The organism is Sagittula sp. MA-2 (assembly GCF_030126985.1).
Lineage (GTDB): Bacteria > Pseudomonadota > Alphaproteobacteria > Rhodobacterales > Rhodobacteraceae > Sagittula.
This window is the reverse complement of record NZ_CP126145.1, coordinates 1,325,474-1,338,642: the sequence shown is the minus strand read 5'-3', so window position 1 is coordinate 1,338,642 and position 13,169 is coordinate 1,325,474. Positions and strand designations below refer to the sequence as shown.

Sequence of the window (13,169 nt, the reverse complement as noted above, 5' to 3'; positions counted from 1 at the left end):
ATGGATAATCCGGGCGGCGCCTCTCTGCCAAGCCGGCAGACCGCAGGCCCCGCGAAGAGCCCGCGCACCATGGCAAATAGCGCGCAGCCCCCACCCCGTCCCGGCGCCGCGCCGAAAACGGATGACTGACCTGCCCCGCGGATTGCGCTATTGATCCGGCAAGGCCCGGCCCCGCCGGGCGGCCAGAACGGGAATCGCACCATGTCCTTCGTCATAGACCCCCAGCCGCAACCCTCCGTCGAGGTGGCCGGCAGCGCCGACCGCTTCCCGGTGCGCCGCATCTTCTGCGTCGGGCGCAACTACGCCGCCCACGCCCGCGAGATGGGCAAGGACCCGGACCGCGAACCGCCCTTCTTCTTCACCAAGCCCGCCGACGCCGTCGTCGGCCACGGCGCCACCATCCCCTACCCGCCGGAAACCGAGGACCTGCATTACGAGGCAGAGCTCGTGGTCGCGCTCGGCACCGGTGGCGCCGACATCGCCGAGGCGGACGCGCTCTCGCACATCTGGGGCTATGCCGCGGGCAACGACCTCACCCGGCGCGACCTGCAGGCCGCCGCGAAAGAGCTGGGCCGCCCCTGGGACTTCGGGAAGGCCTTCGACAACTCCGCCGTGATCGGCCCGGTGCACCCCGTCAGCCGCACCGGCCACCTGTCCGAGGGCAGCATCCGCTTCACCGTGAACGGCACCGTCCGGCAGGAGGGCGACCTGGCCGAGATGATCTGGACCGTGCCGGAGGTGATCTCCATCCTGTCCCGCTCCATGACGCTGAAACCCGGCGACCTGATCATGACGGGCACGCCCGCGGGCGTCGGCGCGCTGACCTCCGGCGACACCTGCACCGTCTCGATCATGGGGCTGCCCGACCTGACCTTCGGCATCGGACCACGGGGCTGACGGGCATGATCATGCACAACTACTTCCGCTCCTCCACCTCGACCCGGCTGCGGGCGGCGCTGAACCTCAAGGGGCTGGGTTACGATTACGTCGCGCTGCCCCTGAAGGAGGGCGCCCACAGGACGCCCGAATTCCTCGCCAAGAACCCCGCCGGGCTGGTGCCGGTGCTGGAACTGGACGACGGCACGCTGCTGTCCCAATCGCTGGCGATCATCGAGTACCTCGACGACGTCCACCCCGAGCCGCCGCTCCTGCCCGCCGATCCGGTGCTCAGGGCCAAGGCGCGGGCGCTGGCCTATACCGTCGCCTGCGAGATCCACCCGCTGAACAACCTGCGCGTCCTGCAATACATCGCCCGCTCCTACGGCGCCTCCGCCGAAGCGCAGAAGGAGTGGTTCACCCACTGGGTCACCGAAAGCTTCGAGGCGCTGGAAACCATCCTCGCCGCCTCGCCGGAGACCGGCACCTTCTGCATCGGCGACACGCCGGGCCTGCCGGACATCTGCCTCTATGCGCAGGTCTGGAACAACCGCCGCTTCGGTATCGCCACCGACAAGTGGCCGAACATCGCCCGGATCTACGCCACGCTCGACGGCATCGACGCCTTCACCCGCGCCGCCCCGCCGAACCAGCCCGACGCGGAGTAGCCACGTCTCGGCCGACAGGGCCGGCTCTCTGGCCCCGTCCCGGCACAACCGCAGCGCCACATCACATGCAAGGCCCTGCCAAGCGACCGGCCCGACCACGCGCAAGGCGTTCGCGTCCCGCTTCACAGGTCCGCAGCCTTAAGCCCCAAAGGACAGGGCCGGAGGCTTCCGCCCCCGGCCCTGTCCTTCACACGGCCCCCTCCGGGGTTATGCGTCAGTAGTCCTTCTCGAAGTACACGCCCAGGCCGCTGGTGCCGTCGGACCCGACCCGTCCCCGCACCGTCACCGAATCCGTGACGTTGAGGTTCAGGTTGATCTCGCTCGTACCGTCGCTGCCAACCACCACGTCGGTGTAGATGTTCTCCGAGATGTACTTGCCGACCCGCGCCTCGGCGGTGCCGTCCTCCGACGTGCCGATGTCGAGGTTGTCGACACCAAGGCCGTTACGCAGCTCGTTGGTCAGGCCAAGCCCGCCCTGCCCCGACAGCGTCCGGATCGCGGCGGCCAGCTGCACCGCCTGCAACGGCGACAGGTTCGTGACCGACTGGCCGAAGAGGAAGAAGGCCAGCGCCTCGTCCTGCGGCAGGTCGGGCGAACTGGTCACCGTCAGCTCCGGCGAGGTGGCCGGCCCCTCGATCGAGATGGTGATCTCCGTGTCCTCGACCCGGCTGACCGCGGCGAAGCGGATGTAGGGGTCGAAACTGCCGCGCAGCGCGACCTCCCCGACCGTCAGGTCCAGCCTGCGGCCCAGCAGGTCCAGACGACCGCGCACGAGGTCGAACTGCCCCACCGGCACGATGTCCGCCGTGGTGCCCGTCAGCCGCAGGGAGCCACCCAGCTCCGCGTCCAGCCCGCGCCCGCGCACGAAGATGCGGTTCGGCGCGTTCACCGTCAGGTCGATGGGATAGGCCGCGCGCGCGCCGCCGTCCCCGCCCTGCGCCGCCTGCACCTTCGGCCCAAGCCCCGCGAACTTCAGAGTCAGCGCCACGTCCGAGGGCATGTTGACGTGCTTCAGCCCGTCCAGCGCCTGGTAGCTCGGCCCGATGTTGGGGATGCGCACCTCGACCTGTCCAAGGTCGATGCGGCCCGCGATCCGGGCACCGCCGGTCAGCGGCCCGTCGACGGTGATCCGCCCGTCCGCCGTGGTCTCGAACACGTCCGCGCGGCGCAGCCCGGCATCGACCAGCGTTGCGACGAGCTGCGCGTTGTACGGCGCCGACAGCGTGATCGGCCCGGTGATCCGCACCTGCCCGCCGGTCGAGATGTTGCCCGTCAGGTCAAGCTCCGCCCGACCGCCGTTCAGCCCCACGCCACCCGCGATCCCGTCGAGCGAGATGTCGAGCGAGGGCACCGCCAACCGCGCGCCGGTGGTCGACACGCGCCCGCTGATCGCCGCAAGCGAGGGCCGCCCGTTCACCGCCACCTCGAAATTGAGGACGCCGGTGATCGACTGCGGCGCCAGCCGCGCATTGGCCAGCCCCAGGGGCGCCGTGCCGTTCAGGTTCAGGTTGACGGTCGAGAAATCCTGCGCCGCCGTGCCGCTGACCCGCGCGCCAACCCCGCCCGGCCCGGTGCCGTTCAGGTCCACCTGCCAGGGTCCGCCGGAATGCCGCACCGTGCCCGAGACGGTCCCGGTGCCCGGAAGCTCCGGCACCAGCCGCTCCAGACCGGCAACCGAAACGTCGAGCCTCAGGTCCGCCGCCTGCCCCGACAGCGACCCGCTGACCGAGCCGTCGATGGAAGAGCCGTCGACCACCAGCCGCTCGATCCTGAGCGCGCCGCCCGCGGTGCGCTGGATGTCGATGTCGGCCCGCGTGGTGCCCGCAAGGAAGGGGTCCAGCGTCGGGTTGCCGATGCCGAGGCCCTGCGCCGTCACCGTGCCGGTCACGTCCACCGGCCCGTCCGGCTGCACCAGCGCGATATCGGTGTCGAAGGTGACCGACCCGCGCAGCGCCTGCCCGGTCAGCCCGGCCAGCGCGGAAAGGTTGGGCATGCTGCCCTGCGCCCGCCCGTCGACCCGAAGCTGCCCGTCGTCCATCAGCCCCGCCACGGTTCCGGAGAAGCGCAGGTTCGCCGCGCCGTCCAGCGACAGCGACGACACGGTGATGACGTCCGACGCATCGCGCGAGGCGGTGACGTTCAGCGTCGTGGTGCCGCGCAGCAGGGGATCGACCGCCGGGATCGACAGCGCCACGTCGCGCGCCTGCACGTCCGCCGACAGGTCGAGCGGTCCCGACATCAGGGTGCCGCTGGCCCGCACATCGGCCACCACCGCGCCCGACAGCTGCCGTCCCGCAAGGCCCGACAGCGGCGCCAGCCGCGGCAGGTCCGCCTGCACGCGCCCGTCGATGGCCGCATCGTCGAGCGATGAACCGGACACAGTGCCGTCCAGCGTGACCGTGCCGACGCCGTCATGGTTCAGGTCGCTCAGGGTATAGCGTCCCTCCGCGTCCCGCTCTGCCGCGAAGCGCAGCGAGGAGGACCCCGCCAGCAGCGGATCGACGGAGGGCAGCGACAGCACCACGTCCCGCGTCGATGCCGTGCCCGAAACCTCCAGCGGCCCGGACATGATCGTGCCCGAGGCGGTGACATCGGCGATCACCGCACCCGACATTTCCCGCCCGGCCAAACCGGACAAAGGTGCCAGCCGCGGCAGGTCCGCCTGCACACGGCCGTCGATGGCGGCATCCTCCAGCGAGGTGCCCGTCACCGTTCCGTCCAGCGTGATCGTCCCGATGCCGCGATAGGTGAACGCGCTCAGGGTATAGAGCCCTTCCGCATTCCGCCGCGCATCGAACTGCAGGTCCGACCGCCCGGTCAGCAGCGGATCGAAGCGGTCGAGGCCAGTCACCACGTCCTGCGTCCGGGCATTGCCGCGCAGGGTCAGCGGGCCCTGCATCACCTGCCCCGTCGCATCGACGTTGGCCAGCACGCTGCCCGACATCTGCCGCCCGGCGACACCGCTCAGCGGCGCGAGGTTCGGCACGTCGACCAGCAACTTGCCGTCGACCTCCGCATCCTCCAGCGAAGACCCCGTCACTGTCCCGTCCAGCCGGATCGTGCCCAGCCCGTCGTACTTCAGGTCCTGCAGCTCGAACCGCTTGTCGATGCCGCGCCGCGCGGTGAAGGACAGGTCCGACACGCCGTCCAGCAGCGCATCCACCGCGTCGATGGACACCGACACGTTGGTCGTCCGCGCCTCGACCGTCGCCTCGAAAGTCTGCGCGCCGACCACGCCCTGTCCGTTCACCGACAGGTTGGCCGCGCCCGACAGGTCGCGCCCCGCAAGCTCGGAGAAGGGCGAGAGCCGCGACACCTGCGCCTCGAGCGCGCCGATGATCGACGGACCGTTCTGCGCCTCCGGATCGACCGTGCCGTCGAACTGCACCTCTGCCACGTCCGGGATCGTGCCTTTCAGGTCGATGTCCCAGCCCTGTGGCCCCTGCACCGCCGTCACGGCGATGTCCGACTGGCCATCGACCCCCGGCAGCAGCAGCGCCGTGTCGTTCAGAACGATGTCGAGGTCCGCCTGCCCGGTGCCGCTGGCCAGTTGCGCCGTGCCGTTGATCTGCGCCGCCGCCGTGGCGATGCGCAGCACGTCGGCAAACAGCCCGGTCTCGTCGCGCCGCGCCTCCACCCGGATCGATCCGCTGCCCGCGAGCAGCGGGTCGGCCTGCGCGATGCCGGTGGCAAGGTTGCGCGTCGTGCCGTTCAGCGCGATGTCGAACCCGCCCGAGGACGGCAGCACCGCCCCGCTGATCCGCACCTCGGCGGAACCGTCGAGGTCGAGACCCGCCAGTGCGCCAAAGCGCGACAGGTTGTCGGCCCTCAGCCGCACATCCGGCGAGATCACCGGGTTCAGCGCGTCCAGCGCGCTCACCGACACCTCGCCGTCCAGCCCGTAGTCGGCGCCCGACAGGTCGAGATCGGTGATCAGCAGCGGCGAACTCGGCTGCCAGCCGAAATCGAGCGTGCCGTTCAGCGCCGGGCCCACCGCCTGCGCCAGCGCCGGATCGTCCAGCCCGAGGTCCGACACGCCAAGCCGCACGGTCCCCGTGACCCGCGTCTCGTCGCGCGCAATCTCGCCGTTGCCCGACAGGGCCAGCCGGTCGATGGTGCCCAGCCCCTCGCGGTCGAAACCCTCGACCACGGTCTGAAGACTCCAGCCGTTGCCTTCCTCGGCGTTGAACGCGGCCTCGAGCGTGACACCCGCCACGCTGGTCTCCGCCCCCGGGATCGGCAGCACCACGCGCTCGCCCTGCGGCGGGGTGATCCCGCCCTGAAGGTCCAGCCGCTCCGGCCAGCCGTCCGCCCCGATCCGGGCATAGCCGGTCAGCCGCAGCGCCTCCGCGCTCAGTTCCAGCTCGCTCAGCTCCGTGGCGCCGTCCGCCTGCTGCAGCACCTCCGCCGTCATCGAGACGTTGTCGCCCAGGAACTCGCGGTACTGCGGCGCCACCAGGGAGGCCACGTCGCCCGCCACGTCCATCCGGAAGCGGCGCGTGTCCTCGTTGCCGTCGGCGCGCAGGATCACCGTCCCGGCCAGCCGTTCGGTGCCGTCCGTCGCCAGCGTCAGCTCCGCCTCGAAATCGTCGATCGGCGCATTGCCCTGAAGGGTCAGCGCCAGCGACGGCTCCCCCGGCACGCCCAGCAGCGACACCGCAAGACCGCCCTCGGGCTCCCGCACCGACAGGTCCAGCCCCAGCACCCGCGTGCCGTTCGAATAGCTGCCGGTCAGCGCGATCTGCCCGCCTCGGTCCAGCCGCTCGATGTTCAGTTCCGCCTGCCCCTCGCCGCCCTGGAGGGAGGCAGAGCCGGTCACGCGCAGCTGCGCCGCCTCGCCGATCACCGCCTCGCCCAGCTCGACCGTGTCGACCTGCAATTGTTCGAGGATCAGCGCCACCGGCAGGTCGGGCAGCGCGAAGGCGCTGCGCGCCTCGGGCGCCGGCGTCTCGGACGGGGCACTGGGCAGCCGCGGCAGCGACAGCGTCTCCATCGAGATCTCCTGGATCTCGACCCGGCCGCGCAACAGGTCGCTGCGGTTCCACTGGAGCGCGACGTTCGCCGCCTCCAGCCAGACGCCCTGCGGATCGGCGATGGTGATCCGGTCGACCGTGGCGCGCGACGACAGCGCCCCGCGAAACCCTTCCAGCCGCACCGTCATGTTGTCGTTCGACAGCGCGTCTTCCAGAAGCCCCTGGATATAGCCGCGGTCGCTGTTCTCGTCCTGCGCCACGACCGCAAAGGGCCACAGCAGGCAGAGGCAAAGTAGGAGAAGCCGCATCAGAAGGCCTGCCCGATCCCGATATAGAGTTGCACGCCGTCGCCCGTATCGCCCGACACCGGCCCTGCGATGTCGAAGCGGATCGGGCCGACCGGCGTCTTGTAACGCGCACCGATCCCGGCACCGGAGTGCCAGTCGCCGCTGCCGTCGTAAAAGCTTTCGGGGCCGATGTAGCCCGCGTCGGCAAAGGCCACGATGCCCAGCTTGCCGGTCACGTCGACCCGCACCTCGCCCGACAGGCCGACGAAGCTGCGCCCGCCAAGGCGCGTGCCATCGGAATAGAGCGCATTGAGCGACTCGAAGGGCTGGCCGCGCACGGTGCCGCCGCCGCCCGAGTAGTACAGGTAATCCGGCGGCGCATCCGCCGCCTCCGGCCCGAACAGGCCGCCCAGTTGCAGGCGCGCCGCGGCAACCACCGCGTCGTCCTCCATGAAGGCCTTGTAGTACCGCGCGTCGAAATCGTACTTCGCGCCCGCGTCGTCGCCCGACAGGATGGTGAACGGCTCCACCGCCGAGCGCAGGAAAAATCCGTTGCGCGCGTCAAGCTGATCGTCGCGCTTGTCCCACGTCAGCGAGACCGGCAGCGCCAGCACGTCCAGCGTCCGCTCCGGTTCGCCCGGCAGGTAGAGGTCGGTGATCTCCGACCGCGACAGGGTCAGGCCGATCTCGCCGGTCAGCGTGTCGCTGAACTCCTGGCTGACACCGATGCCAAAGCCCGCCTGCCGCGAGATGTAATCCGGCTCTTCCTCGTAGCTGACCGAGGCGGTGGCAAAGAACAGCGTGTCCGGCCCGTAGACCGCCGGTTTCTCGAACCGGGCGGAAATCTCGTAATCCGGCTTCACGTCCTGCCCGGCAAGCTGCCGCACCTCGCCGTCGATGCGGAACCGCTCCGCCCCGCCGAAGATGTTGCGGTGCAGCCAGAAGGAGGTCAGCTTCAGCCCCTCGTTCGAGGACAGCTCCGCGCCGAAGCCGAAGCGCCGCGGCTTGCGGTCGGTGACGTCGATCAGGATGTCCAGTTCGTTGCCCGGCCCGGGCCGCTCTTCCAGCGTGACCGACCGGAAGGTGCCGACGGTGCGCAGCCGCTCCGCGCCCTTGTCCACCTCGTCGGGATCGAAGACCCCGCCGCGCGGGATGCCCGCGATCTGCCGGATGCGCGCGTCCTTGACCGCGCTGTCGGAGGTCACGATCACCTCGCCGAAGCGGTACTGACGGCCCGGGTCGATGCGCACGATCACGTCGAGGATACCGGCCTCGTGGCGCGCGGTGATCGACTGGTCCTGTACCCGCGCCGTGGCGTTGCCCACCTGCCGCCAGCCGGTGATCACGTCCTGCGTGCGGTTGCGCACGGCGCTGGCCCGCGCCCGCTCGCCGCTGTCGAACTGCTCGGTCTCGGGCGTGCCCGGTGCCACCGGCGCCACGACCGCGTCGCCGAAGACGAACCGCTTGCCCGGCTCCACGATCACGTCGATATGCGAAATCCGGTCCGGCGTCTCGAACGGCGGAATGGTCGCCGCCTCGCGCCCGTCGATGCGGATGCGCACGTTCGGCCCGTAGTAGCCCTGCGCATAAAGCGCCTCGACCAGCCGGGTGTAGTCGCCCTGCGCCGCGGCCATGACGTCCTGCGGCGGCTGTTCTTCCCGCGACTCGATCTCCGACAAGGTCGAAACGGCCCGCAGGATGTCCCGCAGTTCCTCCGACACGTCGCCGACGTACTGGAAATTGATGCTGTCGAGCGCGGGCGCGATACCCGGGCACATGGCCAGAACCATCACACCACAGGCCTTGCCTGCACGCCGCCACCCCCGGAGCCCCATGCACGTTCCTTTCCCGTGTCTCATTGGCGGAAACACTAAATCATCTTTGTTCAGTAGACAGGGCCTAATCCGAAATTAGGCGAAAAAAGGCACAGATTTTGTGGCCTGGGCGCGTGCAGACCGCCACTTATGTCGGTACCCACAAGAGTTGCCCCTGCGGAAACTTCCAATCCGGGGCTACGCCCGGGCAACTTTTCCGTGTTAAGGACGGCCAGTCCCGGCACGTGGGCGGACCCGGTCCCTGCCCCGCGCCCCATCCATCCGACCGGAGACGCGCCATGTCCCACCCGCCCTTCGCCGACTGGCTCAGCCAGACGAACGATGTCACCTCCACCTTCCTCGCCGCGGGCCAGATCCCCGGCCTGATCAACCTGGCGGGCGGGCTGCCCGATCCCTCCGCCTGGCCGGTGGAGGCGCTGGCCGACCTGGCTAAAGAAGCGGTGCGGGACTTCCCGGCGGAATCGCTGGCCTACGGCCCGGTGCCCGGACAGCCCCGGCTGCGCGACGCCATCGCCGCGCGCTTCTCCACCGAGGCGCTGCCGCTCACCCGTGACAACGTGCTGGTGACCACCGGCGGCACACAGGCGCTGGCCGCCCTCGGGCTGGCGCTGGTGATGCCCGGCCAGACCATCGCCGTGCAGACGCCTGCCTACCTCGGCGCGCTCGACACATGGCGCGCGCGGATGCCCGACTACCGGCCCATGGTGCTGGAGGATGCGGGCTTCGACCCGACAGCCGCCATGACCGGCGCGCAGTTCGCCTACACCGTGCCGAACTTCTCCAATCCGTCCGGGCGGCTCGTCGGCACGGACCGGCGCCGCGCCCTGATCGACGCCGCCCGCCAGACCGGCACATGGCTGGTCGAGGACGATCCCTACGGCGCGCTCTACTACGACGGCGCCCCCCTGCCCACCATGCTGGAGATGGCCGGCCCCGGCAGCCCGGTGATCTACCTCGGCACCGTGTCGAAGGAGCTGGCCCCCGGCCTGCGCATCGGCTGGGCCATCGCCGACCCCGCGATGATCGAGGCGCTCTCTGCCGCCAAGCAGGGCACCGACATGTTCTCCTCCGGGCTCTGCCAGATGGTCACCGCGCTGGCCTTCGAACGCGGCGTGCCGGAGGCGATCCGCCCGCACATCCTGTCGATGTACCGGGCGCGCCGGGATGCGCTCTGCGCCGCGATGGAGACACACCTCTCCGACTGGTTCACCTGGGAAAAGCCTGAGGGCGGCATGTTCGTCTGGGCCCGCGCCCGCGACAGCCGTCTGAACACCGACGCGCTGATGCGCGCAGGGCTGGCGGAAGGCGTGTGCATCTCCCCTTCCAGCGTTTTCGACCCGGCGCACCGCGACCACGGCGGGATGCGGCTGAACTTCACGCTGAACCCTCCGGAGAAGCTGGAGGAAGGCATCCGCCGCCTCGCCCGCACCACCCGCGCCGTCCTCCGCGACGCCGCCTGACCGGCCCGCACGTTACGGGAGAGGTCCGGCCTCTCCCGGCACCACCGCGCTCACGCGTCGGTCTTCGGTCATTGCCCGCTACCCTCCGCGTCCCTCACCGATCGCTCCGATCCAACCGCAAACGCCCCTTTCCGTGCGGCAGACGCCCGGCCAGCGGCCCGCCGTGCAGGACATGCGCGTGCCCCGGCCTCACGCGAGCCGGAAAAGCCTCCGACCCCACGCCAAACGCCCCTTTCCATGCAGAAAGCGCCCCTCCATCGGCCCTTCGGGCACGATCCCGGCGCGCCCCCGCCCCACGCCGCGAGCCTGATCCCTCGCGGTCCACCTCTGAACGCCCGTTTTCGTGCATCAAACGCCGCGCCACAGGTCCATCCTGCACGATCCCCGGCGGGCGATGAGCGACGCTCCGTCTTCCATCACCCCCGCCCTCTCGACATCCGCGACCGGCTCCGCCAGAACACCCCGGACCGCGAATTCAGGACAGGTGATGCGATGGCCAACCCGCTCTACGACGCCCTTTTCGGCAAGCACGAAGGCAAGGACACGCCCTTCCTGCACATGCTCGACGGGACGACGCTGACCCATGCGAGCTTTGTCCGCAACGCCGCGCGCATCGCCCATGTGCTGACCTCGCTCGGCCTCGAACCCGGGGACCGGCTGGCCATGCAGGTCGAGAAGAGCGCCGAGGCCCTCGCCCTCTACGCCGCCTGCGTGCAGGCCGGGGTGATCTTCCTGCCGCTCAACACCGCCTACACCGCAGACGAGCTGAGCTATTTCATCGAGAACAGCGGCGCGAAGGTCGTGGTCTGCGACAGTGCCTCCGTCCCGGTGCTGGAGCCCATCGCCGACCGCCTCGGCGCGCGCGTCGAGACGATGGACGCCGACGGCACGGGCACGCTGACGACCTCTGCCGCGGGCCAGCCCGACACCTTCGTGACGGTGGACCGCACGAAGGACGACCTCGCCGCCTTCCTATACACCTCCGGCACCACCGGGCGGTCGAAGGGCGCGATGCTGACACAGGACAACCTGCTGTCGAACGCCGCCGTCCTCGCCACCGAATGGCGCTTCACGGCGGACGACGTGCTGATCCATGCGCTGCCGATCTTCCACACCCACGGGCTTTTCGTGGCCACCAACGTCTCGCTCGTCGCGGGCGGCGCGATGATCTTCATGCCGAAGTTCGACGCCGCCACCGTGCTGGACCGCATGCCCGAAGCGACCGCGCTGATGGGTGTGCCGACCTTCTACACCCGCCTGCTGGACGAGCCGCGCTTCACCCGCGACCTGGCCGCGGGCATGCGGCTCTTCGTCTCCGGCTCCGCGCCGCTGCTGGCCGAAACCCATGTCCGTTTCGAGGAACGCACCGGCCACCGCATCCTCGAACGCTACGGCATGACCGAGACCAACATGAACACCTCAAACCCCTACGACGGCGAACGCCGCGCCGGCACCGTGGGCTTCCCGCTGCCGGGGGTGGAGCTCAAGGTCTGCGACCCCGAGACCGGCGCCGACCTGCCGCAGGGCGAGATCGGCGTGATCGAGGTGCGCGGCCCCAATGTCTTCAAGGGCTACTGGCAGATGCCCGAGAAGACCGCCGCCGAGCTGCGCGAGGACGGCTTCTTCATCACCGGCGACCTCGGGATGATCGACGCGGAGGGCTACGTGGTGATCGTCGGGCGCAACAAGGACCTCGTCATCTCCGGCGGGTTCAACATCTACCCCAAGGAGATCGAGCTGGTGCTGGACGACCAGCCCGGCGTGCTGGAAAGCGCGGTGATCGGTGTGCCCCACCCGGATTTCGGCGAGACCCCGGTGGGCCTGCTGGTGGCAGAGACGGGCGCCACCCCCGACCTCGACGCGATCGCCGCCGACGTGGCCGGGAAGCTCGCCCGCTTCAAGCATCCCCGCCGCCTGATCGTCGTGGACGCCCTGCCCCGCAACACCATGGGCAAGGTCCAGAAGAACGTGCTGCGCGAGGCCTACGCCGGCCTCTTCGCCTGAGCGGGGTTGCCGGTTTCGCCGCGCTGACGCGCGCCGATCCGCGCGCGGGCAAGGCCCGCGCGGTGGGGGCGCTGCCCCCGCCGCCCGAGGCGGCTCCCCCGAGGTATTTTCGCCAAGATGAAGGTCGGGAGCGGTCCGGCGGTTCCGGGGACGGCGGCCCGTATGGGGTGCCGTGCCGGGCCTATTCGTCGGTCGGAACCATGTCGACGCTGTGCTCCGTCGTGTGCGGCCCGGCGCTGCGCAGCGAGCCCTTGACCGGCGCCACGTCGGCGTAGTCGCGCCCGACCGCCACCGCCACGTGGTCCTGCGCCACGCGCAGGTCGTTTGTCGGGTCGATCTCCACCCACCCCGTTTCGCGCCCGCACCATGCGCGCACCCAGGCGTGCATCGCATCGGCCCCTTCGAGGCGGGGCTGGCCTTCGGGCGGCGTGGTTCTGAGGAACCCCGAGACGTAGCCCGCAGGCACGCCCACCGACCTCAGCCCCGCGATCATCACGTGGCTGAAGTCCTGGCAGACGCCGCGTCTCTGGCGGAAGGCCTCGGCGGGATCGGTGGCCACGTCGGTCGCCTCCGGGTCGAAGGCGAAGGCCTCGTGCAGCGCCGTGCTGAGCGCGGTCACCGCCTCCAGCGCGGTCTGCGCCGGGTTCGTCACGTCGCGCGCGAAGGCGGTGATGTCCCTGACCGGGCGCACCCGTTCGGAGGCGCCGGTGAAGTGGTGCGGGCTTTCCGGTCCCAGCGCGTGTTCCGCTGCCACGTCCTCCTTCAGGAGGCCCAGCGGCGGCGAGAGGTCCATCAGCGCCTCCGGCCGGTGGCACATCATCCGCCCCTGGAAGCGGAAGGAGACGTCCTCGAGCGCCTCCTCGAAGGTCATCGCCGTCAGCGCGTTGCCGAAGAAGTCGCGCTCGTCGCTGCGCAGCTGCGGTTCGGGATCGGCCGAGACATGCCCCGCCATCAGCCGCTGGCGCGCGTTGGTCAGCGGCAGCATCCTGAGCAGCGTCCGCGCCGCGGTGGCCGGGCTCTCGTACAGGTAGCGGATCGCCAGCGTGATGTCGTATTGAACAGGCAT

At 70.3% G+C, this 13,169-nt stretch carries 7 protein-coding genes; 4 read left to right on the top strand and 3 right to left on the bottom strand.

Features of this window, described 5'->3' with window-relative positions; all coding sequences use genetic code 11:
* Positions 1 to 201: 201 nt before the first annotated feature.
* Together QNI11_RS06705 and maiA are read left to right on the top strand one after the other, a co-directional pair.
* Positions 202 to 897: a fumarylacetoacetate hydrolase family protein gene (locus tag QNI11_RS06705; protein ID WP_100927264.1), complete on the top strand. Its 696-nt coding sequence runs from the start codon at positions 202 to 204 to the stop codon at positions 895 to 897.
* Positions 898 to 902: 5 nt separating this feature from the next.
* Positions 903 to 1,544, top strand: coding sequence for a maleylacetoacetate isomerase (gene maiA / locus QNI11_RS06700; RefSeq protein ID WP_283982821.1), 642 nt, complete (start codon positions 903 to 905; stop codon positions 1,542 to 1,544).
* A gap of 214 nt (positions 1,545 to 1,758) precedes the next feature.
* Here maiA and QNI11_RS06695 read toward each other — a convergent pair whose 3' ends face one another.
* Both QNI11_RS06695 and QNI11_RS06690 read right to left on the bottom strand, forming a co-directional pair.
* The gene (locus tag QNI11_RS06695; protein WP_283982820.1) at positions 1,759 to 6,825 is read right to left on the bottom strand and encodes a translocation/assembly module TamB domain-containing protein; all 5,067 of its coding nucleotides are present in this window, start codon (positions 6,823 to 6,825) and stop codon (positions 1,759 to 1,761) included.
* Positions 6,825 to 8,639: an autotransporter assembly complex family protein gene (locus QNI11_RS06690; RefSeq protein WP_283982819.1), complete on the bottom strand. Its 1,815-nt coding sequence runs from the start codon at positions 8,637 to 8,639 to the stop codon at positions 6,825 to 6,827. Before QNI11_RS06690 ends, QNI11_RS06695 begins: the two co-directional genes overlap by 1 nt.
* A gap of 278 nt (positions 8,640 to 8,917) precedes the next feature.
* On the opposite strand from QNI11_RS06690, the gene QNI11_RS06685 reads away from it, so the two are divergent.
* On the top strand, positions 8,918 to 10,099 hold the full coding sequence (locus tag QNI11_RS06685) for a PLP-dependent aminotransferase family protein (protein ID WP_283982818.1): 1,182 nt from the start codon (positions 8,918 to 8,920) through the stop codon (positions 10,097 to 10,099).
* 492 nt (positions 10,100 to 10,591) lie between these two features.
* Positions 10,592 to 12,103: a malonyl-CoA synthase gene (locus tag QNI11_RS06680; protein WP_283982817.1), complete on the top strand. Its 1,512-nt coding sequence runs from the start codon at positions 10,592 to 10,594 to the stop codon at positions 12,101 to 12,103.
* A gap of 181 nt (positions 12,104 to 12,284) precedes the next feature.
* On the opposite strand, the gene QNI11_RS06675 is transcribed toward QNI11_RS06680, so the two are convergent.
* Complete coding sequence (locus QNI11_RS06675; RefSeq protein WP_100927269.1) at positions 12,285 to 13,169, bottom strand: transglutaminase family protein; 885 nt, start codon at positions 13,167 to 13,169, stop codon at positions 12,285 to 12,287.